The organism is Acinetobacter sp. KS-LM10, assembly GCF_036896575.1.
Lineage (GTDB): Bacteria > Pseudomonadota > Gammaproteobacteria > Pseudomonadales > Moraxellaceae > Acinetobacter > Acinetobacter avistercoris.
Genome location: NZ_CP145906.1, coordinates 2,939,610 through 2,962,036, shown reverse-complemented (window position 1 = coordinate 2,962,036; position 22,427 = coordinate 2,939,610). Strand labels below are relative to the sequence as shown.

Genomic DNA, 22,427 nt, shown 5'->3' with positions numbered 1-22,427 from the left:
TATACATTTATTCAGTGGTTGAACAGTGCAACTTTGACTTTGATCGATCGAAAAAATAATGCTAACGCATCTTAACACCTACCCATATTTATCTTTGTTGCATGCCATCTGAGAGTCTATGAATAATTATAATTATTTTATGCTACTGATTTATTTTGGATGTTAGAAGCACTAATTCATCTCTGCAGAAATCAATCCCAAAGCTTGCGCTACATAGATCCAATTGATGACATGGAAAATACCATTCCATCCATGTTGAGCATATCCTTTTATATCTTCAGTTCGCGGGCACCTTTGCATAAACACTTCTTTTATAGCTTTATAACTTTCCGGATAAGGTGTTTCATTTACTTTTTTCCAAAAGGGCGTATCTATACGTGGACAATCATAATGCATACGTAAAAAATCTCTGATCCCTTGCCAACTCGCTTCATTTGCTTGGTTAAATTGCGCTATGCTTAAATCAGAGACCACTAAACCACTCTTTGTAACGACATTTTCAAACATCCTCAGCTGCTCGAGCATTTGACCTATCGATGTTGCTTCCAATGGCTCGACAAAACCAGATGATAGTCCTAGCGCCATGACATTTTTTTGCCAAACTTCTTCAAAATGTCCTGGTTCAAATTTTAAAGTTCTTTGCGGTTCAATTTTAAAATCAAAATAATTTTCAACTTCTTTTATTGCATCTTCTTCTGAAGTAAATTCACTATTAAATACATAACCCGCACCAATTCTTTCAACTAAAGGGATTTGCCACATCCATCCAGCTTTCATTGCCGTTGCACGTGTAACCAATTCTGGTTGATTATTTTGATGTGGAATATGGAAAGGAATGGCCGAGTCTAATAATAAATATTCTTTGAATGACTTCCAGTTACTTTTTAATTTATGTCCAATAATGAATCGAGAGAATCCAGAAGCATCAATGATGAAATTGGTATCAATCACGCCATTTTCAGTCACTATTTTTTCTGCCATTCCTTGCTCATCAAATAAAATATCCTTTACTTTTGTTTGTATATGGCTGACGCCTCGTTCTTCTGCTTTTTTAGCCAAAAATTTTGCGACTCTATGACTATCAAAGTGTAATGAAGAACTTATTCCTTGATCACCATGGGTTAAAATTTTAGCTGCCTCAGACTGAGATACTCTATTCCTGATTGCACTGAATGCAGGCGTAACATTACTGAGGGGAATATGTTGAGAAATGATCGAACAGACTTCTGGATAGAATCCATCAAAATTGAGGGAAAATGGTCTCACTTTCGGATCAGTAAACAGATGATAATATTCATCATCTTTGAGTCCGGTACGCCATCCTTCATAACAAAAACCCCATTTAAATGAAGCTCCTGTTTCTAACATAAACTCGCTAGTAGGAATGTTTAAATTATTCAAAGCTTGAATTAAATTGATTAAGCCTCCCTCACCAACACCGACTATGCCAATTTGAGGGGATTCAATAAGCTGAACGGTGATATTGGAATCGAACATTTTTTTTAATGTTAATGCGGCAAACCAACCAGCTGTTCCACCACCAATGATTGATATTGTCTTTATATTTCTAAAGTCTAGCATTTTATAATTACACCATTTTTATTTTATATTTTTAGATGAGCATTTAAAGTTTAACATTAATTTACTAGAGAGTAACTGAAGAGAGAATCTGACTTGCATTTTTAAATCCGAGTCTTTTTCTAGGAACAGCATTCAAACCATTTAGCATTGTTGTAAGAGGTTCTTTTGTATATTTGCACAAGCGGCTTACTGAAAAAAAACGCCCAAATTGGGCGTTTTTTTTAAATAGGAAAAATCAAATAAGAATTAAATTAATGCAATTTAATCCTCATTAATTGTATAAACCAAGTTTCTGTATGTAAGGCTTGGAACGCAGGATGTTCTTGCAGGAGTGATGCATCAAAAGCAGCTGTTTTACCGTATTTGGTCAGCCAATGTCGCGTCATTGAAAGTTCTGCTTTAGAAATAGCCGCATAAGCTAAAAAGAAATACACGTCGCCGTACTCATCGCTCACAATGGGTTTCAAAATTTGTTGAGTAATCAAAGCAAAGCGTAATTCTTTGGTGATCTCATAATAGATCATATACGCTTTAGCTAAATATAATGACAAATCCATATAGACAGACATTGGCATTTCATCAAATTCAACTCTGCCTTGCTCCAAGATCACAACGGCTTCTTGCAGAAAATATACTTGCTCCTGACGAAGGTTGCTCAGCGTAACCAAATATAAACGTAAATCTGCACGCTCCAGCGCAAGTTGGGGAGTATTGCCTTCTAAATACAGCTGATCAGTTTCACCAATACGTTGAATAATTTGTTTTGTGTCTACGCGCATCGGTGACATCCTCATCTATGAATAGCCTATATATGAGGATGCATTTATAAATTTAAAGTCAAAGAATTGAATTGTCGTTACGTAGCCAAGCAGTAATGGATAAACGTTGTTGTTGCGCTTGGATCACTTCATGCAATAAATCACTTTGGAAAATAACAATGCGATTCGATTTGGGTTGAATAATATGCCATTGATCATTTTTATCCTGTAAGCGTAATTCGCCGCCCCAATCATCTTGCCAATTTTCATGTAAATAATAGACGGTCGAAATAACACGACCATTTTTACCTTGCGGGTTATCCCGATGTAAGGCATAAAATTCTCCTGCGTTATAACAGGCAAAATGCGCTTCTGTATCTTTAATCCCTAAATAATAAGCGCGATTAAGTTCATTACTGAGCGCTTTTAGCGCCTGAATGTGTTGTTGCGCTTTTTCTAATCCTGCATGAATCCACAAAATATGGTCGCTACGAATGCTACTAATTACGCCATTCTGGACTGCCGCGTCACGAAAATGATTTAAATGCAAACTACACTCTTCAACCAATTGTTTTACATAATCGGTTGGGTAGGCATGATCAATGAGAGCGAAACCCTGTTGATCTAAATCATCCAAAATTTGCTCAATATTCCATGAATTTGGGAGTAGAACACTGTCCATACACAAAACCAGATAATAGGATATGAAAAAGGAGAACTATTCTAGAGCAAGATAAGCATCGGAATGAAACTATTTTTCATGCTAAAATAGCAGTTGATATTAGGAATTAAAGAAACATGAATTACCGTCACCATTTCCATGCGGGTAACTTTGCAGATGTAATGAAGCATATTTTATTGCTTCAAATCTTGAATCGTTTGAATGCAAAAGACAAACCTTATCACTATGTAGACACACATGGTGGTGCGGGTAAGTATGATTTATCAACGTCAGCAGCACAAAAGTCTGGTGAGTTTTTAAATGGTATTCATCGCTTGGTCAAACTGGATGATTCGATTATCCGTAATGCACCTGAAGGCGTACAGCAATATTTAAAAATTGTTGAAAAAATGCGTGAAGGATCAGGTCGTGGTGCTTATCCAGGTTCACCATGGTTTGCATTAGAAAACATGCGTGATATGGATAAAGCGACTATTTTTGAAATGCAAAAAGATGTATTTCAGCAGCTTTATATGAACATTCGTGATCGCCGTGCAGGTTTGCATGAGCGTGATGTTTATGAAGGGCTTTTTGGTGTGATTCCACCGAAAGAAAAACGTGGTTTGGTGATGATTGATCCACCCTATGAATTGGAACGAAAAGATTTCCCACAATTGGTCGATTTACTTACAGTTGCACATCGTAAATGGCCGACGGGTTGTTTTGCTGTATGGTATCCAATTAAAGATCGCGCAATGATTGATCGTTTTGAAAAGAAAATGATGAAAACAGGTATTCGTCGTCAGTTGGTATGCGAAATATGTGTATGGCCTGATGATACGCCAGTTGGACTAAATGGTTGTGGTTTACTGGTGATTAATCCACCATGGAAATTCTCAGAAGATGCAGATGAAGCATTGCAATGGTTGTTCCCACATTTGCGTATGACTGAAAATGGCGGACATGCTGCGGTACGTTGGTTGGTTGGCGAATAAATTAAAAAGATAAGGCTACTGTTAGGATAGATTACATGACAAATATAAATAAACCTGAAAGCGAATCTTCTACACGTGATGTACCAGGTTTTGATGGTATTACTTTTGAAGTGGAAGAAGAGGAACATACCCAAGAAGGGCAGAAGGTTAAACGTCGTGGAATCTATCTATGGCCAAATCTCATCACCACAGCGGCATTGTTGTCAGGTTTTTATTCGATCATTGCCAGTATGAATGGGGAATATACCCAAGCAATTTATGCCATTTTTATTGCAGCCTTGTTTGACGGATTGGATGGTCGTGTTGCACGCGCTATTGGTGCACAAAGTCCATTTGGAGAGCAGTTTGATTCATTGTCAGATATGCTGGCATTTGGTGTGGCACCTGCGATCTTAATGTATAGCTGGAGCTTGCATGATTTAGGTCGCATTGGTCTGGCAGCGTGTTTTGTATATACCGCATGTGCGGCATTCCGTTTAGCACGATTCAATGTTCAAATTGCAGTCGTGGATAAACGATACTTTATTGGTGTTGCTAGTCCATTGGCAGCGGTCATGATCATTTCTTTGGTTTGGGTCGGCATTGACTTCCCTGAAATATTTGAACTTCGTGAACGTGGTATACAAGTGATCAATGCCGTATTGATTGTGGCTGTTGGTTTGTTGATGATATCGAATATTAAATACTATTCATTTAAAACGGTAGAAAGAAAACGTGTACCGTTTGCTGTGTTACCAATCATTGTGTTTATTTTTGCAGCAGTGACCTATAATATTCCTGTTGGTATTTTAGTCATTTCAATTATCTACGCACTATCAGGGTTCGTGACAACTTTTATGGCACGCAAGCGGGTAGGTTAGATTAAAAATAATATGAAATAAAAGGAGCTTGATATGCAGTTGTTAATGAATTTGGTCGATGACTCAAAACAACTGAATCAAGCTCAGTTTTCTTTTAAGCTTAAATATCATGGGCCTAAAGGAAGATTTAAAATTATTCATCAAGGATTGATGATTCCTGGATTACCCGCACCATTACACTATTTTAATTTTTTGACCATCATTGGTCAGCCCAATGCGCCTATGCTGCGTAATCAATCTGCTATTAAACATAGTGCTTTAGATACCGTATCTCTAATCAGTAGTATAAGCCCGCATATGTTGGGTCATTTTAATGCTTATTCTATTGCTGATGATTGTACATTCGGGGATGAGCAGTTCCAATTTGCTGATCGCGAAAGTCTTAGAGGGCATATTCCCCATTTTCAATTGATTCGAAATGATGATGAATTGTCGGTAAATCTAAAAATAGAAACCAAGCCGATTATTTCACATTTTACCAAGTTTAAATTTGGACTTTTTGATCACTGGTCGCTGATGTGTCATTGCAAGGGTGATATTGTTTATAAAGGGCAAAAGTATTCGATCAATCATTTGGGTGCTTTTGAATATGCACGCGCAATGAATTTGCCTTATTTACCTTTATGCTTTTTCACCTATCAAATTATAAATTTAAGCCATCAGCGACAATTGCTTCTTGCACAGATTCGAAATAATTTTAATCAGATTATGCAGTCTAGAATCTACCTTCGAGATTTAACCAATAATACTTCTGAAATGTTTGATGAAAATGTCTACTTTAAAGTGCATCGTGTTTATCCAAAAGTGACGACACCGAATCAGCAGGATATGTACTTACCTCGGGAGTTTGAATGGAATTTTAAAAATGCCAGTAAAAGTATTCATATCTATGGACAGAGCCGTGGTGATTTTAAATTTGGTTTAGCAGCGGGCTATGTGGGAAGTTTTCAGTATAAAGTTGTTATTGATGGCGTTGAGGAAGCAGGTGAAAGTGGCTACTGTGAATACATCGATTGTCGTCCTTTAAAGTGGCAAGAGAAGAATAGTCACGCAAAAAATAGCGAAATGGTGGCCAGTTCAGTGCCCTGTACACTTAAAAAGTAAAGAAAATCCCTATTTTGAAGAAAAAATAAACAGTTAAACGTATTTTTGAGAAATAAATAAAAAAAGGGGTTGTGCGGTGTAGGAAATGCTGTAGAATGCACATCCATCGGCGGTGATGTTGATTAAAACTTGTTGAGAAACAAGGATTTAGCTGAAAGGTTTAAATCTTTAGTGTTTTGAAGAAGTTTAAAATTAATGAGCAAAACCTGTTGACTATTCTCAGAAAGAGAGTAGTATAGCCGACCTAGCTTGCTGGTGACGAATCAGCAAGAAGATCATTAAGAGATTATGAAGAACAACTTGTGTGGATTTTTACTGGTTGATTGATCGAAATTATTTTCATTGATTGATGGTAGAAATTACTCGAAGTTTATTTGAGAAATATTTGTCAGAAAATTGATGAGCCAAGATTGGTGCCCTTTAAGGCACTAAGCAATATTAAACTGAAGAGTTTGATCATGGCTCAGATTGAACGCTGGCGGCAGGCTTAACACATGCAAGTCGAGCGGGGAAAAGTAGCTTGCTACTGGACCTAGCGGCGGACGGGTGAGTAATACTTAGGAATCTGCCCATTAATGGGGGACAACAGTTGGAAACGACTGCTAATACCGCATACGCCCTACGGGGGAAAGCAGGGGATCTTCGGACCTTGCGTTAATGGATGAGCCTAAGTCGGATTAGCTAGTTGGTGGGGTAAAGGCCTACCAAGGCGACGATCTGTAGCGGGTCTGAGAGGATGATCCGCCACACTGGGACTGAGACACGGCCCAGACTCCTACGGGAGGCAGCAGTGGGGAATATTGGACAATGGGGGGAACCCTGATCCAGCCATGCCGCGTGTGTGAAGAAGGCCTTTTGGTTGTAAAGCACTTTAAGCGAGGAGGAGGCTACTTGGATTAATACTCTGAGATAGTGGACGTTACTCGCAGAATAAGCACCGGCTAACTCTGTGCCAGCAGCCGCGGTAATACAGAGGGTGCGAGCGTTAATCGGATTTACTGGGCGTAAAGCGTGCGTAGGTGGCCAATTAAGTCAAATGTGAAATCCCTGAGCTTAACTTAGGAATTGCATTCGATACTGGTTGGCTAGAGTATGGGAGAGGATGGTAGAATTCCAGGTGTAGCGGTGAAATGCGTAGAGATCTGGAGGAATACCGATGGCGAAGGCAGCCATCTGGCCTAATACTGACACTGAGGTACGAAAGCATGGGGAGCAAACAGGATTAGATACCCTGGTAGTCCATGCCGTAAACGATGTCTACTAGCCGTTGGGGTCTTTGAGACTTTAGTGGCGCAGCTAACGCGATAAGTAGACCGCCTGGGGAGTACGGTCGCAAGACTAAAACTCAAATGAATTGACGGGGGCCCGCACAAGCGGTGGAGCATGTGGTTTAATTCGATGCAACGCGAAGAACCTTACCTGGTCTTGACATACAGAGAACTTTCCAGAGATGGATTGGTGCCTTCGGGAACTCTGATACAGGTGCTGCATGGCTGTCGTCAGCTCGTGTCGTGAGATGTTGGGTTAAGTCCCGCAACGAGCGCAACCCTTTTCCTTATTTGCCAGCGGGTTAAGCCGGGAACTTTAAGGATACTGCCAGTGACAAACTGGAGGAAGGCGGGGACGACGTCAAGTCATCATGGCCCTTACGACCAGGGCTACACACGTGCTACAATGGTCGGTACAAAGGGTTGCTACCTAGCGATAGGATGCTAATCTCAAAAAGCCGATCGTAGTCCGGATTGGAGTCTGCAACTCGACTCCATGAAGTCGGAATCGCTAGTAATCGCGGATCAGAATGCCGCGGTGAATACGTTCCCGGGCCTTGTACACACCGCCCGTCACACCATGGGAGTTTGTTGCACCAGAAGTAGGTAGTCTAACCGCAAGGAGGACGCTTACCACGGTGTGGCCGATGACTGGGGTGAAGTCGTAACAAGGTAGCCGTAGGGGAACCTGCGGCTGGATCACCTCCTTAACGAAAGATTGACGATCGGTAAGAATCCACAACAAGTTGTTCTTCATGAAGATGTATCTGAGGGTCTGTAGCTCAGTTGGTTAGAGCACACGCTTGATAAGCGTGGGGTCACAAGTTCAAGTCTTGTCAGACCCACCAAGTCTAACTAACGAAGATGAAGAAATTCATTAGAGTGAGCAGATAAAAAGATACGTCGATCTATATGATAAGCTGGGGACTTAGCTTAGTTGGTAGAGCGCCTGCTTTGCACGCAGGAGGTCAACGGTTCGACTCCGTTAGTCTCCACCATTCACTTTAAGTGAATAAGCTGAGAAATTATAGAACTTAGTGAATATCAACCGTTGATTGGTTTGAGTTTATTAAGTTCTGTGATTTATCACAGTTTCTAGACCTGACGAAGGCTAGAAAAATCATTAACAGAATATATTTGAGTTGAAATAAATTGTTTAAGGCTCAACATTAAATTGACATTTAAATGTGACACGCAAGTGACATGTTTGTATTGAGATAGAATGTTGAGAAACTAGCGATTAACTGAATCAAGCGTTTTGGTATATGAATTAGATTGAAGCTGTACGGTGATTAAATTCACAGTGCGTCAAACTGTAATGTTGAATGTTCTGCTTGTAAGAACAATCGACTGTTTGGGGTTGTATAGTCAAGTAATTAAGTGCATGTGGTGGATGCCTTGGCAGTCAGAGGCGATGAAAGACGTAATAGCCTGCGATAAGCTCCGGGGAGGCGGCAAATATCCTGTGATCCGGAGATTTCTGAATGGGGAAACCCACTTACCATAAGGTAGGTATTGCATGATGAATACATAGTCATGCAAGGCGAACGAGGGGAAGTGAAACATCTCAGTACCCTTAGGAAAAGAAATCAATTGAGATTCCCTTAGTAGCGGCGAGCGAACGGGGAAAAGCCCATTAAGTCATATAAGTTCTAGTGGAATGCTCTGGGAAGTGCAACCGTAGTGGGTGATAGTCCTGTACACGAAAGGGCTTATATGATGATGTCGAGTAGGGCGGGGCACGTGAAACCTTGTCTGAATATGGGGGGACCATCCTCCAAGGCTAAATACTCCTGACTGACCGATAGTGAACCAGTACCGTGAGGGAAAGGCGAAAAGAACCCCTGTGAGGGGAGTGAAATAGATCCTGAAACCGCATGCATACAAGCAGTGGGAGCCGGCATTGCGTCCGGTGACTGCGTACCTTTTGTATAATGGGTCAGCGACTTACATTCAGTAGCAAGGTTAACCGAATAGGGGAGCCGTAGAGAAATCGAGTCTTAATAGGGCGTTTAGTTGCTGGGTGTAGACCCGAAACCAGGCGATCTATCCATGAGCAGGTTGAAGGTTGGGTAACACTAACTGGAGGACCGAACCCACTGTCGTTGAAAAGCCAGGGGATGACTTGTGGATAGGGGTGAAAGGCTAATCAAGCCTGGTGATAGCTGGTTCTCCCCGAAAGCTATTTAGGTAGCGCCTCGGACGAATACCATTGGGGGTAGAGCACTGTTTCGGCTAGGGGGTCATCCCGACTTACCAAACCGATGCAAACTCCGAATACCAATGAGTACTATCCGGGAGACAGACTGCGGGTGCTAACGTCCGTAGTCAAGAGGAAAACAATCCAGACCGCCAGCTAAGGCCCCAAAATTATAGTTAAGTGGGAAACGATGTGGGAAGGCATAGACAGCTAGGAGGTTGGCTTAGAAGCAGCCATCCTTTAAAGAAAGCGTAATAGCTCACTAGTCGAGTCGGCCTGCGCGGAAGATGTAACGGGGCTAAAACTATATGCCGAAGCTGCGGATTTGCAATTTATTGCAAGTGGTAGGGGAGCGTTCTGTAAGCCGATGAAGGTGGATTGAGAAGTCTGCTGGAGGTATCAGAAGTGCGAATGCTGACGTGAGTAACGACAAAACGAGTGAAAAACTCGTTCGCTGAAAGACCAAGGGTTCCAGTCCAACGTTAATCGGGGCTGGGTGAGTCGACCCCTAAGGCGAGGCCGAGAGGCGTAGTCGATGGGAAATTGGTTAATATTCCAATACTTCTGTGTAATGCGATGAGAGGACGGAGAAGGTTAAGTCAGCCTGGCGTTGGTTGTCCAGGTGAAAGGCTGTAGGCATGCATCTTAGGCAAATCCGGGGTGCTCTATGCTGAGAGCTGATAGCAAGCTAGTTTACTAGCGAAGTGGCTGATACCATACTTCCAGGAAAAGTCTCTAAGCTTCAGTTACACAGGAATCGTACCCGAAACCGACACAGGTGGTCAGGTCGAGTAGACCAAAGCGCTTGAGAGAACTCTGCTGAAGGAACTAGGCAAAATGGTACCGTAACTTCGGGAGAAGGTACGCTGTCGACGGTGATAACCCTTGCGGTTTGAGCGGTTGACAGCCACAGAAACCAGGCCCCTGCAACTGTTTATTAAAAACATAGCACTCTGCAAACACGAAAGTGGACGTATAGGGTGTGATGCCTGCCCGGTGCTGGAAGGTTAATTGATGGGGTTAGCGTAAGCGAAGCTCTTGATCGAAGCCCCAGTAAACGGCGGCCGTAACTATAACGGTCCTAAGGTAGCGAAATTCCTTGTCGGGTAAGTTCCGACCTGCACGAATGGCATAATGATGGGGGCGCTGTCTCCAGCAGAGACTCAGTGAAATCGAATTCGCCGTGAAGATGCGGTGTACCCGCGGCTAGACGGAAAGACCCCGTGAACCTTTACTGCAGCTTGACATTGAACTTTGATCTTACTTGTGTAGGATAGGTGGGAGGCTTTGAAGTCGCGACGCTAGTTGCGATGGAGCCAATCTTGAAATACCACCCTGGTAATATTGAGGTTCTAACTCTGCTCCATTATCTGGAGCGAGGACCATGTCTGGTGGGTAGTTTGACTGGGGCGGTCTCCTCCTAAAGAGTAACGGAGGAGTACGAAGGTGCGCTCAGCGTGGTCGGAAATCACGCGTAGAGTATAAAGGCAAAAGCGCGCTTAACTGCGAGACCCACAAGTCGAGCAGGTACGAAAGTAGGTCTTAGTGATCCGGTGGTTCTGTATGGAAGGGCCATCGCTCAACGGATAAAAGGTACTCTGGGGATAACAGGCTGATACCGCCCAAGAGTTCATATCGACGGCGGTGTTTGGCACCTCGATGTCGGCTCATCTCATCCTGGGGCTGAAGCAGGTCCCAAGGGTATGGCTGTTCGCCATTTAAAGAGGTACGCGAGCTGGGTTTAGAACGTCGTGAGACAGTTCGGTCCCTATCTACCGTGGGCGTTGGAAATTTGAGAGGATCTGCTCCTAGTACGAGAGGACCAGAGTGGACGAACCTCTGGTGTACCGGTTGTGACGCCAGTCGCATCGCCGGGTAGCTATGTTCGGAAGGGATAACCGCTGAAAGCATCTAAGCGGGAAGCCTACCTCAAGATTAGATTTCCCTAGGACTATATGTCCTCTAAAGAGCCGTTGAAGACTACAACGTTGATAGGTTGGATGTGGAAGCATAGTGATATGTGAAGCTGACCAATACTAATTACTCGTGAGGCTTGACTATACAACACCCAAACAGTTGGTGTTGTTGATCTAATTGATACAAAAACCTTGATTTAGTGAAAGCTAGTCCTTAAACTGCAACTCAAATATAGTTCTGTTAATAACTCTTTTGGTAGAAAGCTTTGGCATCTAAATAAGACCAATGCAAGTATCCATAAACAGTTGTGCTGGCGACAATAGCAAGAGTGAACCACCTGATCCCTTCCCGAACTCAGAAGTGAAACCTCTTCGCGCTGATGGTAGTGTGGGGTTACCCATGTGAGAGTAAGTCATCGCCAGCTCATTAATTCTAAAACACCCCCTTCTAACGAAGGGGGTGTTTTTTTATGGGGAAAATAAAAATAAAACTATTAAAATGAATTTAAAACTGATTTTAATTTTGAATTACTCTTTTGATTGATCTGAAAATCTAAGATTGAGCATTTAGATGAATATTTTCCAAAGAATCCAGATGAACCAGAACAAATAAAAAAATCCCGAAAAATCGGGATTCTATTTATTCGCATTAAAAAGTTTAACTTTTAATTTTCAGCTTGGTTATTTCTTGGTCTCAAGCTGCCGTCTTGCATGTTTAAGCGCTGTTCTTAAGCCTTCTTCAAGTGTGGGGTGGTAAAAAGGCTGATCAAGCAGATCATCTAAAGTGCATTCTTGGCTAATGGCTAAAGCCAACAAATGAGCCATATGTTCTGCTGAAGCTACAAATAATTCAGCACCTAAAATTCGACGTGTTTTCCGATCAATATAAACTTCAACAGCGCCTTTATTTTTAGCCAAAACTAAAGCACGACCTTGTTTTTCATAAGAAACAAAACCAGTCACAAAGTCGATATTGCTTTGTTTAAGTTGTTTGTGATTTTGACCTACAGAAGCCATTTCTGGCGAGCTAAAAACAATACCAATTGGCGTTAATGTTTTTAAATTACGCAGTTGAGGATAATTTAAGCAATTATGAACAGCCCCTCGTCCTTCATGAGATGCCTCATGTTGAAGCGGTGTTGATGTAAATGCATCGCCAATGATAAAAATTGGAAGATCAGCAAGTTGTTTTGTATGAGTATCGACAGCTAAGTTTTTCAAATCACTAAATGATTCCGATACATTGGATAAATTAAGCGTATCTAAATGGCTACGACGCCCTGTTGCCACCAATAAATATTCAACCTCGATGCTACATTTTTCCTGATTTTCTATATATTGAATAGTTAGTCCATCTTTAGTCTTTTGGACTTGTTCAGGAAGGACTTCAAATTTTATTGTTAATTCTTTGCTAAGAATATTCTGCGCGAGTTCTTGCAAAGAAGGGCTACTTAATGCGCCAACTTTTCGACTACGCGCAAATACCGTTGTTTTAACGCCCAAGTGATGCATAGCCTGAGCCAGTTCAATAGCGATCACACCACTGCCAACTACTCCAATTGATGCTGGTAAGGTTTCTAACTCGAAAATTTGATCAGAGGTAATTAAACGATCACCTAGTTCATCTTTCCATGCTTGGTCATAAGTCGGTGTAGATCCCACAGCGATAATAAACGATTTAGACTGATACTTAATTCCATTGACGACAATGGTGTTTTTATTTTCAAAAGAAGCTTTACCTGAAATTTTGTGTTCAGTGGGCCAATTATTTACATCTTTAACCGTGGCTGCGGTAAATCGATCTCTCAATTTTTGAACATGTACCATCACTTGAGATGTATCGATTTCACTTTTAACGCTTAGGCCAAGACCTTCAGTATGTTGAATGTCATACATTCGATTTGCGGAAGAAATAAGAACCTTGCTGGGCATGCAGCCGACACGTGCACAGGTTGTATCCCAAGGACCATCATTGACGATTAAAATATTTTGTGTGTGTTTAATTGCTTCTTTATATGCGGAAATGCCGGCAGAGCCTGCACCAATAATAATGATGTCGTACATATTGAATAAATCAGACTATTTTATCCAATATATAAAAAAACCTTCATGAATGAAGGTTTTTTTTCAATTCCTTACATTTAATATCTAAGGTTGTTTGGCGCATCTAAACGAGTTTCAACTTGATTGATTTTAATTGTAGATTGACCCTTATAATTTACAGTATTGAAAATGTGATCAAACTTTAATGTGCTGCCATTTCCAGCATCTTTAAAATTAAAAATATTTTTCCCTTCCAAATAAATTTTACCTATAAATTTCTGATCATTCAGTGTTGGTGGTGTGTGCTCGACACGTGTACCTTCAATTTCAACATCGGGGAGATTGAGGGACTGAATACCATTTTGATCAATTTGATAGGTGCTTGGAGCAACACCCAGTTCTGAATTTATACGAAAGTTAACAGGTTCGGCAAAGGATACGTTGGTATTGTCATTGATTAATGTATTAAAGCCAGAACCCGCTTCTGTCACATAGAAGTCAATTGTTCCAGGTACTTTATAAATACTCAGTGCACCAATCTGATCTTCATTATTTACTCCAGGTAAATTAAAATCACTGGTTTCAGCATTGATGAGAATAAAACGTTTTTGTAAACCCATGCTTTGAGCAAATGGATATGAAAAAGAGCCCTTGATGGTTATATCTTGAAAATTTTTCTGTGGATTTTCATTTTCAAAGATGTAAATAGTGGTTTGACCGATATAATCTTCAACACTCGGTGATACATCAGCTGTTTTGAGGCGAATATTACGAACATCTTCATTGCTAATGTCAAAATCCCATGTGGTATATTGATCGCCAAGAAGAGCTTTAATTTCATTACCATTAAAGACATAACATGCACGTGTATCAACAGAACTCATTGGGAAGCATCTTGCTTTTCTGTTATTGGTCTGGTTACTTAAGTCGATTGAACGGAGATCTTGCGTAAGTTTTAAAATTCCTTGCGTATAGGTGTCAAGTGCATGATCTATATAACCCATTGCATTAACATCTGTTTGTCCGAACAAATATTTCCCTTCTTTTTTGAGTGCAGCGAGCGTCGCTTGAGGATCTACTGGCGTAGTCGATTCTTCAGGTGTTTCTGTGACTGGTGGTGTTTGATCTTGTCCATAATAACCATCCCCCCCCGCAGGCAGTTAATAAACCCATAAATGCCAGCGCAAACGTCCCTTTTAACATTTTCATGAAATAAATCCTAAAATTATCACTTGTGTAAAATATTATTAATATTCTGTAAAGATAGCACACAAAAAAAGGCGCAAAAAGCGCCTATTTAGGTTTCGATGACGATATATCGTTATATCGTTGAACCTACACTCACACCAACAGTCGGTCTGACGTTCATTGATGTACAGCTCGTGATCAAAAGGGCACACACGAATACCCATAAAATTTTATTCATTTAATAATCCCGCAGATTTTGCCTGATTAAATAATACCGTTGAACGACTACCAGATTTGCATACCAAGAGTATAGGTTTCGGTAGACTGTTGTAATATTTAGCAAACTCCTGAACATCCGTTTCAGAGATTTGACCAGAGTTAACAGGTTGGTAAATTAAACTGATGCGTGATTTTTCTGCTATACCGCGCAATTCATTGGCTGAAGTTAGATTACCTTGCTCATGATCTGGTCGATTTACAATCACGGATTTAAAACCTTGTTGCATCAAGGCTTTAAATTTGTCTGTGGTCATTTGTCCAGTCACACTGATGTTTTCATTTAAGGCTGCACTTAATGGAACATCAGCCATGCACATTGACGCTGATGTGAATAAAACCAATGAAAAAAATAATTGGATTAAATGCTTAGTCATCCAAAAGATCCATTTGTTTTGCAAGTTGATAAAGGTTGTTGGAGCGATTACCCGTGCGACAGAACATTAAAATTGGTTTTGGTAACTCATTATAATGATTTGCGAATGTGCGAACGTCTAATTCAGTAATTTGACCTGCAACTACAGGTTGATACACATAATCCAAACCTTGAACACGCGCTTCTTCTTCAATTTTCGCACTCGTCGGTTGTTCAGGACCACCTTCCATATCTGGACGGTTATTAATTACGGATTTAAAGCCTTTTTCGACAACTTGAGTTAAGTGTTCAGGACTAATTTGACCTGCAAAGCCAACATTCTCGCTCATATGCCACTCCCAAAAATTTTTAAAACGATTATGTTAATATCATACCATCTCACTTGGGTTTACGTTGAGTTAGACACAATATTTCAAAAAAAATGACTCAATAAACGAATATAATGAAACAAATAGAATGGAGCGTGTATGTACGCATATACAGTTGAACCGCTGTATGTACAAAGTGGCAAGGATTTGATTGCTGCTGATATTTATCAGCCTAAAAATATAAAAAAACCTGCGGTGATTGTTATGGCGCATGGCTTTGCAGCGCTGCGTCATTTCAAGTTAGTTCGCTATGCCCAACGTTTTGCTCAAGCTGGTTATGCAGTCATCTTATTTGATTACCGATTTTGGGGAGGAAGCACAGGCCATCCCCGAGAGTTGGTTTCAATCAAACACCAATTAGAAGATTGGTATACGATGATCTCCCATGTTTCTAAACTCAATTACTTAGATCAACATCGGTTAGTTTTATGGGGAACAGGTTTAAGTGGAGGCTATGTGCTCGAACTTGCATCAGAACTCAAAAATATCCAAGCTGTCATGGTACAAATTCCATTTGTAGATGGAGCTGAGTCAGCGAAATCTTATCCCATGCAACAGTTACCTAAGGCGCTGAAATTATCGAGTCAAGATTACATGGCGTCTAAAGTTGGTTTCGAAGCCAAAACTTTACCCGTTGTACATCCTTATGCATTAAGTTTTTTCCCGACTTCAGACAGTTATCAGGGATTTATGTCGATTGTAAATCCTGATTATTTTTGGAGTGGAGAAGTACCTGCAAGAGCGTTATTTCACTTAATTCGTTTCCGTCCGATTACATCCGTGCGGAGTATTAATATTCAAGTTTTGATGATTGCGGCAAAGAAAGATCAATTGACGCCAATTGCGGTAAGTCGGCAGGCAGCGACCAATATTGCACCATATGTACAATATCATGAATGGGAAATGGAACATTTTGACATTTATCATGGACTTTGGTTGGAAAAAGCGCTCGCAACTCAATTAGAATTCTTAAATCAACAGATAGGTATTGATCTATGATTATTGTATGTCCTGAATGTGGTGCAAAAAATCGAGTACCAGAAGAAAAGTTAGATGTTCAACCTGCTTGTGGTCAATGTCATCAATCTTTAGTTCCACTGAAGCCAATTGAGTTGAATGAACAAAATTTTAGTCACTTCGTTTCGAACAGTGATTTACCAATTTTGGTTGATTTGTGGGCTGAATGGTGTGGTCCTTGTAAAATGATGGCACCTCATTTTGCCGAAGTGGCAAAAACAAATCCTAAAGTGGTTTTTGCAAAAATAGATACAGAAGCAAATCCAAGATTGAGTGGTGCATTTAATATACGCAGTATTCCTACTTTGGTTTTAATGAATAAAACCACTGAAATTGCTAGAATAAGCGGCGCACTTCGTGCTAATCAATTGCAAGAATGGTTGGATCAGCAATTAGCTGCTCATTCATAATCGCCAATATTTGGAGTAAACGTGTCAGATTCTCTCGTAAAACCAGAAGGTACTTTATCCCTTCAAACCATTGCTATGCCTGCTGATACAAACTGGAGTGGGGATGTTTTTGGTGGTTGGATTGTCTCACAAATGGATTTGGCTGGTGCAATTCATGCAGAGCGTTATACCCAAGGACGCTGTGCAACCATTTCAATTAATCAAATGACGTTTTTGGTGCCAGTCAAAGTCGGGGATGTCATTAGCTGTTATACCAAAATTTTAAAATTGGGTAATACCTCAATTCAAATGCAAATTGAGGTATGGGACAGTCATGATAGTTCACGCCCTGCAAAGCGAGTCACTGAAGGTGTCTTTACATTTGTTGCAGTGGATGTGAAAGGTGCAAAACGTCAAATCCCTGAAGAGATTAAGCAAAAATTTTTAGAGGCTTAGGTCCTTTAAATAAAAAAAATCCCAAGAACTTTGGGATTTTTTTTTGTTAATTGCTTTTTAAGGACTTTTTAAGTTTTTTAAAACATGGTGTTGGTATTTGCACTTGATATTGTGATCGGTTGGATCACATCCCAATGTTCGACAATTTTTCCATTTTCTACTCGGAAAATATCAACAATAGCTTCACCTAGATCTTGATTGTTTTGCACTGAGTGCACATGCAGTGCGACAAGATCACCATCAGCGATCACCCGTTTAATGGAGTTCTTCGCTTGCGGTTTTTCTTTAAAATACTGAGTAAAATAATTTACAAAAGGTTCTTTTCCATCGGGCACATGTGGATTATGTTGGATGTACTGACTACCAATATAGCGGTCAGCATATTCTTTCACTTGATGTTTAAGAAATACACCTTCATAAAAATCAGTGACAATTTTTTTATTTATCTCTGTTTTATTTATCTCTGTTTGCTGATTTTGATCAGCGATACTGACACGTTTAGCTTCAGCTGCCTGCGTCATAGTGAGCGCAGGGAAACTCCACAGTAAAACGGTCGCTAAAATTATTTTTTTCATCACATTGCTCAGTCGTATTTGAATTGTACAAACTATATTGAGCAATGAATGAAAGTTTAAATAGCGTGAATTTGTGCATGCTTAGTCAGAATAAAGTAACCATTGCACTTACCTAAAAGTAAGTTTTATTTACAATTATTTATTTTTCAGGTAGGACTTAGACACCCAAGCCCAGAGCATTTCACATTGCACGGGTTCTTCACCTGATTCATCCGAAACGATGACTTGTACCAATGTTTCGCCTTTTTCAGACTCTTGCATTTGTTTTTGCTGTTCTGAACTAATGGTTGCCGTTGCAGTCATGGCGCCCTTACTTGGACGCTTAAAATCAACTTTTAAGCTTTTGATTAAAACGATAGAGCTGTCAGGAACATTCATACCGGTAACAAATCCAGTGGCTGTTTCTGCAATAAGTGCCATTGCACACGCATGAAGCTGACCAATATGGTTTTGCATGGCTTTATGGTTTTCTATTTTGACAACAACTTTGGAATGTGTGACTTCTAAATAGCGAATTTTAGCAGAACCCACCATAGGAACGACACGGCCGAAAGCTTTACTCCATAAGGTGCTACGAATTCCTTGCGGAAATTTAGACGTTGCTTTAACCAGTTTAGATAAACGATTGCCTTGAGCCATAATCCATTCCTATGTTGAGTATTAAGAACAATTAGTCCTTAAAGTTGTTAAATTGTAGTGGAACACCAAATTGTTGTTCTTTTAAAAAAGCCATAACTTGTTGTAATGTATCGCGCTTTTTATCGGTGATACGAATCTTATCACCTTGGATAGAAGATTGCGCTTTGATGCCGCTTTCTTTAATGGCTTTATTAATTTTTTTTGCGGTATCAGAGTCAAGTCCATCTTTTAATTTGATCACTTGAATCACGTTTTTACCCGAAGCCGTCATCTTTTGCGGATCGAGGGCTTGAATATCGACTTTACGTTTAAAAAAGTGATTTTCCAGCATGCTGTAAACTTGTTCACATTGGAAATCACTTTCCGTTGTGATTTTAATTTCTTTGTTTTTTTCACTCAATTCAATTTTTACATCATGTCCACGGAAATCAAATCGTGTTGCGATCTCCTTTTCAGTGTTTTGAACTGCATGATTTACTTCAAAAATCTCTAATTCTGAAACAATATCGAAAGAAGGCATGGTTTAGACCTTTACAAAGGGAAAGAATATCTGAGATGCTAGGGATGTTTTCTTCATTTGCCAAGTGTTGTTTACATCAAAGGAGTGCACAATGATCCGTAAACAAGAAATTACGACATTTGAGTTCCCAGAAAATGCAATTATCTGGGATGTTCGCGATTCAAAAGCCTATGCTGAAGGGCATGTTAAGGGGGCACAGCATCAGCCCATAGACAGCTTAACTGCAGAAAGTTTGACTCAAGTGGCATCGGATCAGTCGATATACATATTATGTGGTGGTGGAAGTAAAGCGCCACGTGCAGCTGAAAAGCTAGAAGGTTTTGACAGCTCACGTGATTATGTGGTGCTGATGGGAGGGACACGTGCTGTTCGTGAAGCAGGTGGAACGCTTATTCAGCAAGACGTATAAGCAAAAAAAAGCGCCGTTAGGCGCTTTTTTAGAACTAAATATTAAAAAATATTAAAAAATATTCATAAATAAAAAATTACTCAATTTCATTTTTAGGTTTGGCCTTAAAGTACGGCTTCTTTACTTTGGCTTTGTTAACAAATCGTTTTACATCCAATTTCTGCATTAACTTCATGGGTACAGGACAGGCTTCAGTTAAAACCATCGCTGCCAAGACCTCACTGCAAAGCGGTGAGAATAAAAAACCCTTGGAACCCAAACCTGCAAAAGTATAAATCTCAGCGTCTTCCTGCATTTTCCCGACCAAAGGGAAATAATCTAAACTTTGTGCGCGAACTGACGCACGTCCTTGCCACGCTTCAAGAGGTGCAAGCTGTTTTGAATATTCAGGGAAAACTTCCTCGATCAACTTTCGGTTATGTTGATGGTCTTCCAGTAAGACTTCAGTATCACTTCGATTTGGATAAAAAGAAGCCCCTAAGATTAAATGCTCAGCATCTAATTGCATGCAATAACCACCATAGCTATATGCATGCTTTAAATCGAGCGGCTGATGTTGATTGTTCAGCCAACTGACTTGTCCTCGAATCGGCTTTAATACTGGATAATGTTCAAACAGGCGATGACTGGCATTAGCGCAACAGACGACCACATGATCAAATCTTCCGAGACTATTCTGTTCTACATCGATAAGTGCTAAAAGTTCGTTTTCACATTTTTCAATTTTTTCAATTTGAGCCTGTTTAAATTCAATCAGCGGATGTTCAAGAATTTGATCACGAAGCTCATGTGGTGAAATCGAGCCAGCTTGGTTCAATGCTAAACTTGGAAATGATGTTTTAATCTCTAAAGCCGAATGGGATTGAGTATGCAGTACATGTTCAGGATATTCCTGAGCCAGACCCAGGAGCTCACTTGAATTTTTAAGAGCAAGTTGATTGATGATGAGGGGGCGAAACGCTCGAAAATGAGAATAATGATTTAAAGCATGTTGCCATGCCAGTGTCATTAAATGTTCTGAGCTTTGTTCAACTGGACTGAGTTTTGGATTTAAAAGCGCAAGTGGATTTCCAGATGCACCCGATAATGCTTCACATTGGTCATAAATCGTCACCTGATGTCCACGTTGTGCAAATGCATAGGCACATGTTAAACCGGCCACTCCTGCGCCTATAATCGCAATTTGGCGCTGTTTCTGTTCGCCTTGTATCGGTAGCGATGATTCATCACTATTTTCTATAGAATGTGTTGTCGATGAGAGAGGCAACTCCCAAACACCTTTTAACATTTCTCGTTTGTGTAAAAAACCGCGAGGGCGTGTTATAGAAATACCCTGTTGTCGAAGACCACGCCTCAATACACCTGCAACACTAAAAGACGTGAAGGTCGTTCCAATGTTTGAGAGTCGAACTATATTTTTTAAAATATGTTCTTCCCACATGTCTGGATTACATGATGGTGCAAATCCATCTAAAAACCACGCATGAATCGTTGAGCTTTTTGGAATGATGGGGAAGATATCATGCGCATCGCCTAACCAAAGATCGACACTAAAACGCTCATCTGGAAAGCATAAGCGATGACAACCAGCGATAGGAAGGGGATATTGTTGAATGAGTTGCTCAGCCAAGGATTGAAGTTCAGGCCAAACTTTTAATGCTCGAATTAAATCGGTTTTAGATAATGGGAATTTTTCGACTGTGGTGACATGGAGTCTACTGTGATTATTCGGTCGTACTTGTTGCCAGAGTTGCCAGAGTGCAAGAATGTTAAGTCCTGTACCGAATCCTGTTTCACCCACATGAAAATAAGCATAATCTGAAAGTCCTGCTAAGCGGGTGGCAAGATCGTTTCCATTGAGGAAAACGTGACGGCTTTCGAGCAGACCATTATCTTGAGAGAAGTAGATGTCTCCGAACTGTTTAGCGTATGGAATTTCAATTCCATCGATACTTTTCCATTCGAGATCGGCCGTTTGAATACTTTGCAGCAAGATGGTGGACCTTCTTTTAACAATAGACGTCAGTTTTATAAAATAGACGTCAGTGGATTACCACTGACGGCGACGTTTGGTATAAATATAACTGGCAAGAAGAAATCCCAAAAACATACCGACAGCAATGGTTGCTGCGCCGTATAAAAACATTTGCGCACTTCGTTCACTTTGTAAGACTTGAACTTGCACACCTAGATTATCGTTCTTCAGCTGTAGTTCTTGGTTTTGAGATAGAGCGTCAAGATTAGCTTTTTCTAATTGCTGTAAACGTGTTTCTTGGCTTTTCACTAAGGCTTTTACTTTGGCTTCTTGTGCTGCTTTTTGTTTAGCAATTTGTTCTGCAGTTAAGGGTTTAGCAGGTGCTGCGTTTGCATCTACAATCGCTGTAGTTGTTGTGGCAGTTGTAGCTGCTGGCGTAACCGCAGGCACGGGTGTTTCAGCCAAAGTATTCGCGCTACACAGGCATAACAAGATTGATGCGATGAGTAAACCGTGCTTAGTTTTCATGAGGAAGCGCTTTGTTGAAAGGTTTAACATCGATGTGCGCGTAAATACCTTCTTTTAGAAAAGGTTCATCTGCTAACCATTGATCCAGATCTGCACGACTGTCAAAATCAAGAATTAAGGTGCTGCCATAAAAACCAGCGCTTAAATCATCTCGATCTTTAGGCATCGCACCTGCGACAATCACACGGCCTTCATTTGCCAATTTTTCTAGACGAGCTAAATGTTGAGGACGAACGGCAAGACGTTTTTCTAATGTACCTTCATGGTCGGTACAAGTAATCACAAATAAAGGCATGGGCTTTTTTATTCCATTATAAGCAAGTAG

General features: G+C 40.5%; 20 protein-coding genes, 2 tRNA genes and 3 rRNA genes. 12 read left to right on the top strand and 13 right to left on the bottom strand.

From position 1 onward, the window contains the following. Positions 1–171 precede the first annotated feature (171 nt). The 3 genes from V5M36_RS13355 to V5M36_RS13345 form a co-directional block, all read right to left on the bottom strand. The gene (locus tag V5M36_RS13355; protein WP_338559862.1) at positions 172–1,581 is read right to left on the bottom strand and encodes a tryptophan halogenase family protein; all 1,410 of its coding nucleotides are present in this window, start codon (positions 1,579–1,581) and stop codon (positions 172–174) included. A gap of 251 nt (positions 1,582–1,832) precedes the next feature. Next, positions 1,833–2,360, bottom strand: coding sequence for a hypothetical protein (locus V5M36_RS13350; protein ID WP_338559860.1), 528 nt, complete (start codon positions 2,358–2,360; stop codon positions 1,833–1,835). 58 nt (positions 2,361–2,418) lie between these two features. Next, positions 2,419–3,021, bottom strand: coding sequence for a 2OG-Fe(II) oxygenase (locus tag V5M36_RS13345; protein WP_338559858.1), 603 nt, complete (start codon positions 3,019–3,021; stop codon positions 2,419–2,421). Between the two features lie 116 nt (positions 3,022–3,137). On the opposite strand from V5M36_RS13345, the gene V5M36_RS13340 reads away from it, so the two are divergent. The 8 genes from V5M36_RS13340 to rrf all read left to right on the top strand — a co-directional run bounded on the left by V5M36_RS13340 (position 3,138) and on the right by rrf (position 11,768). Then, positions 3,138–3,995, top strand: coding sequence for a 23S rRNA (adenine(2030)-N(6))-methyltransferase RlmJ (locus V5M36_RS13340; protein ID WP_338559856.1), 858 nt, complete (start codon positions 3,138–3,140; stop codon positions 3,993–3,995). A gap of 35 nt (positions 3,996–4,030) precedes the next feature. Further along, positions 4,031–4,855 carry a CDP-diacylglycerol--serine O-phosphatidyltransferase gene (gene pssA, locus V5M36_RS13335; protein WP_338559854.1) on the top strand — a complete coding sequence of 275 codons (825 nt, stop codon included), beginning with the start codon at positions 4,031–4,033 and terminating at the stop codon, positions 4,853–4,855. A 33-nt stretch (positions 4,856–4,888) separates the two neighbouring features. Beyond that, positions 4,889–5,959 (top strand): DUF6670 family protein, encoded by a 1,071-nt coding sequence (locus V5M36_RS13330; protein ID WP_338559852.1) that lies wholly within the window; start codon positions 4,889–4,891, stop codon positions 5,957–5,959. Between the two features lie 440 nt (positions 5,960–6,399). Beyond that, positions 6,400–7,937: ribosomal RNA gene (locus tag V5M36_RS13325) — 16S ribosomal RNA — on the top strand. A 61-nt stretch (positions 7,938–7,998) separates the two neighbouring features. Continuing rightward, a tRNA-Ile gene (locus V5M36_RS13320) sits at positions 7,999–8,075 on the top strand. A gap of 74 nt (positions 8,076–8,149) precedes the next feature. Beyond that, positions 8,150–8,225 (top strand) — tRNA-Ala (locus V5M36_RS13315). Positions 8,226–8,593: 368 nt separating this feature from the next. Next, positions 8,594–11,488, top strand: a 23S ribosomal RNA gene (locus V5M36_RS13310). Between the two features lie 165 nt (positions 11,489–11,653). Next, positions 11,654–11,768 (top strand): 5S ribosomal RNA (rrf, locus tag V5M36_RS13305). The 16S, 23S and 5S rRNA genes sit together here with 2 tRNA genes alongside, the layout of an rRNA operon. 256 nt (positions 11,769–12,024) lie before the next feature. Here the strand turns inward: rrf and V5M36_RS13300 are convergent. From V5M36_RS13300 to V5M36_RS13285, 4 genes are all read right to left on the bottom strand, one after another. Beyond that, positions 12,025–13,407, bottom strand: coding sequence for a dihydrolipoyl dehydrogenase (locus V5M36_RS13300; protein ID WP_338559850.1), 1,383 nt, complete (start codon positions 13,405–13,407; stop codon positions 12,025–12,027). Positions 13,408–13,484: 77 nt separating this feature from the next. Continuing rightward, a complete protein-coding gene (locus V5M36_RS13295) occupies positions 13,485–14,417 on the bottom strand; it encodes a hypothetical protein (RefSeq protein WP_338559848.1) in 933 nt (310 codons plus the stop codon). Between the two features lie 387 nt (positions 14,418–14,804). After that, complete coding sequence (locus tag V5M36_RS13290; protein WP_338559846.1) at positions 14,805–15,227, bottom strand: beta-lactamase hydrolase domain-containing protein; 423 nt, start codon at positions 15,225–15,227, stop codon at positions 14,805–14,807. Next, positions 15,220–15,555, bottom strand: a complete 336-nt coding sequence (locus tag V5M36_RS13285) for a beta-lactamase hydrolase domain-containing protein (RefSeq protein WP_338559844.1) — start codon at positions 15,553–15,555, stop codon at positions 15,220–15,222. The genes V5M36_RS13290 and V5M36_RS13285 overlap by 8 nt, the downstream gene beginning before the upstream one ends. 138 nt (positions 15,556–15,693) lie before the next feature. Between V5M36_RS13285 and V5M36_RS13280 the strand changes: the two genes are divergently transcribed. The 3 genes from V5M36_RS13280 to V5M36_RS13270 all read left to right on the top strand — a co-directional run bounded on the left by V5M36_RS13280 (position 15,694) and on the right by V5M36_RS13270 (position 17,456). Further along, positions 15,694–16,593 carry an alpha/beta hydrolase gene (locus tag V5M36_RS13280; protein WP_338559842.1) on the top strand — a complete coding sequence of 300 codons (900 nt, stop codon included), beginning with the start codon at positions 15,694–15,696 and terminating at the stop codon, positions 16,591–16,593. Then, positions 16,590–17,021: a thioredoxin TrxC gene (trxC, locus tag V5M36_RS13275; protein ID WP_338559839.1), complete on the top strand. Its 432-nt coding sequence runs from the start codon at positions 16,590–16,592 to the stop codon at positions 17,019–17,021. Before V5M36_RS13280 ends, trxC begins: the two co-directional genes overlap by 4 nt. A gap of 75 nt (positions 17,022–17,096) precedes the next feature. Further along, positions 17,097–17,456 (top strand): acyl-CoA thioesterase, encoded by a 360-nt coding sequence (locus V5M36_RS13270; RefSeq protein WP_445206334.1) that lies wholly within the window; start codon positions 17,097–17,099, stop codon positions 17,454–17,456. Between the two features lie 77 nt (positions 17,457–17,533). On the opposite strand, the gene V5M36_RS13265 is transcribed toward V5M36_RS13270, so the two are convergent. The 3 genes from V5M36_RS13265 to V5M36_RS13255 all read right to left on the bottom strand — a co-directional run bounded on the left by V5M36_RS13265 (position 17,534) and on the right by V5M36_RS13255 (position 19,190). After that, positions 17,534–18,031 carry a nuclear transport factor 2 family protein gene (locus tag V5M36_RS13265; protein ID WP_338559835.1) on the bottom strand — a complete coding sequence of 166 codons (498 nt, stop codon included), beginning with the start codon at positions 18,029–18,031 and terminating at the stop codon, positions 17,534–17,536. Positions 18,032–18,166: 135 nt separating this feature from the next. Continuing rightward, positions 18,167–18,670 carry a DUF4442 domain-containing protein gene (locus V5M36_RS13260; RefSeq protein WP_338559833.1) on the bottom strand — a complete coding sequence of 168 codons (504 nt, stop codon included), beginning with the start codon at positions 18,668–18,670 and terminating at the stop codon, positions 18,167–18,169. Between the two features lie 31 nt (positions 18,671–18,701). Beyond that, positions 18,702–19,190, bottom strand: a complete 489-nt coding sequence (locus tag V5M36_RS13255) for a YajQ family cyclic di-GMP-binding protein (protein WP_338559831.1) — start codon at positions 19,188–19,190, stop codon at positions 18,702–18,704. 91 nt (positions 19,191–19,281) lie between these two features. Between V5M36_RS13255 and V5M36_RS13250 the strand changes: the two genes are divergently transcribed. Then, positions 19,282–19,599: a rhodanese-like domain-containing protein gene (locus V5M36_RS13250; protein ID WP_338559829.1), complete on the top strand. Its 318-nt coding sequence runs from the start codon at positions 19,282–19,284 to the stop codon at positions 19,597–19,599. Positions 19,600–19,675: 76 nt separating this feature from the next. Here V5M36_RS13250 and mnmC read toward each other — a convergent pair whose 3' ends face one another. The 3 genes from mnmC to V5M36_RS13235 are packed head-to-tail and all read right to left on the bottom strand — an operon-like array spanning position 19,676 to position 22,397. Beyond that, a complete protein-coding gene (gene mnmC, locus V5M36_RS13245; protein WP_338559827.1) occupies positions 19,676–21,592 on the bottom strand; it encodes an FAD-dependent 5-carboxymethylaminomethyl-2-thiouridine(34) oxidoreductase MnmC in 1,917 nt (638 codons plus the stop codon). A 57-nt stretch (positions 21,593–21,649) separates the two neighbouring features. After that, complete coding sequence (locus V5M36_RS13240; RefSeq protein WP_445206276.1) at positions 21,650–22,102, bottom strand: hypothetical protein; 453 nt, start codon at positions 22,100–22,102, stop codon at positions 21,650–21,652. Then, complete coding sequence (locus tag V5M36_RS13235; RefSeq protein WP_338559825.1) at positions 22,092–22,397, bottom strand: YciI family protein; 306 nt, start codon at positions 22,395–22,397, stop codon at positions 22,092–22,094. Before V5M36_RS13235 ends, V5M36_RS13240 begins: the two co-directional genes overlap by 11 nt. Positions 22,398–22,427: the final 30 nt, after the last annotated feature.

What these genes read in the sequence shown, in the direction of transcription:
- V5M36_RS13355 (WP_338559862.1), bottom strand. Translation starts at nt 1,581, where the DNA reads ATGCTAGACTTTAGAAATATAAAGACAATATCAATCATTGGTGGTGGA.
- V5M36_RS13350 (WP_338559860.1), bottom strand. Translation starts at nt 2,360, where the DNA reads ATGCGCGTAGACACAAAACAAATTATTCAACGTATTGGTGAAACTGAT.
- V5M36_RS13345 (WP_338559858.1), bottom strand. Translation starts at nt 3,021, where the DNA reads ATGGACAGTGTTCTACTCCCAAATTCATGGAATATTGAGCAAATTTTG.
- V5M36_RS13340 (WP_338559856.1), top strand. Translation starts at nt 3,138, where the DNA reads ATGAATTACCGTCACCATTTCCATGCGGGTAACTTTGCAGATGTAATG.
- pssA (WP_338559854.1), top strand. Translation starts at nt 4,031, where the DNA reads ATGACAAATATAAATAAACCTGAAAGCGAATCTTCTACACGTGATGTA.
- V5M36_RS13330 (WP_338559852.1), top strand. Translation starts at nt 4,889, where the DNA reads ATGCAGTTGTTAATGAATTTGGTCGATGACTCAAAACAACTGAATCAA.
- V5M36_RS13300 (WP_338559850.1), bottom strand. Translation starts at nt 13,407, where the DNA reads ATGTACGACATCATTATTATTGGTGCAGGCTCTGCCGGCATTTCCGCA.
- V5M36_RS13290 (WP_338559846.1), bottom strand. Translation starts at nt 15,227, where the DNA reads ATGACTAAGCATTTAATCCAATTATTTTTTTCATTGGTTTTATTCACA.
- V5M36_RS13285 (WP_338559844.1), bottom strand. Translation starts at nt 15,555, where the DNA reads ATGAGCGAGAATGTTGGCTTTGCAGGTCAAATTAGTCCTGAACACTTA.
- V5M36_RS13280 (WP_338559842.1), top strand. Translation starts at nt 15,694, where the DNA reads ATGTACGCATATACAGTTGAACCGCTGTATGTACAAAGTGGCAAGGAT.
- trxC (WP_338559839.1), top strand. Translation starts at nt 16,590, where the DNA reads ATGATTATTGTATGTCCTGAATGTGGTGCAAAAAATCGAGTACCAGAA.
- V5M36_RS13270 (WP_445206334.1), top strand. Translation starts at nt 17,097, where the DNA reads ATGCCTGCTGATACAAACTGGAGTGGGGATGTTTTTGGTGGTTGGATT.
- V5M36_RS13265 (WP_338559835.1), bottom strand. Translation starts at nt 18,031, where the DNA reads ATGAAAAAAATAATTTTAGCGACCGTTTTACTGTGGAGTTTCCCTGCG.
- V5M36_RS13260 (WP_338559833.1), bottom strand. Translation starts at nt 18,670, where the DNA reads ATGGCTCAAGGCAATCGTTTATCTAAACTGGTTAAAGCAACGTCTAAA.
- V5M36_RS13255 (WP_338559831.1), bottom strand. Translation starts at nt 19,190, where the DNA reads ATGCCTTCTTTCGATATTGTTTCAGAATTAGAGATTTTTGAAGTAAAT.
- V5M36_RS13250 (WP_338559829.1), top strand. Translation starts at nt 19,282, where the DNA reads ATGATCCGTAAACAAGAAATTACGACATTTGAGTTCCCAGAAAATGCA.
- V5M36_RS13240 (WP_445206276.1), bottom strand. Translation starts at nt 22,102, where the DNA reads ATGAAAACTAAGCACGGTTTACTCATCGCATCAATCTTGTTATGCCTG.
- V5M36_RS13235 (WP_338559825.1), bottom strand. Translation starts at nt 22,397, where the DNA reads ATGCCTTTATTTGTGATTACTTGTACCGACCATGAAGGTACATTAGAA.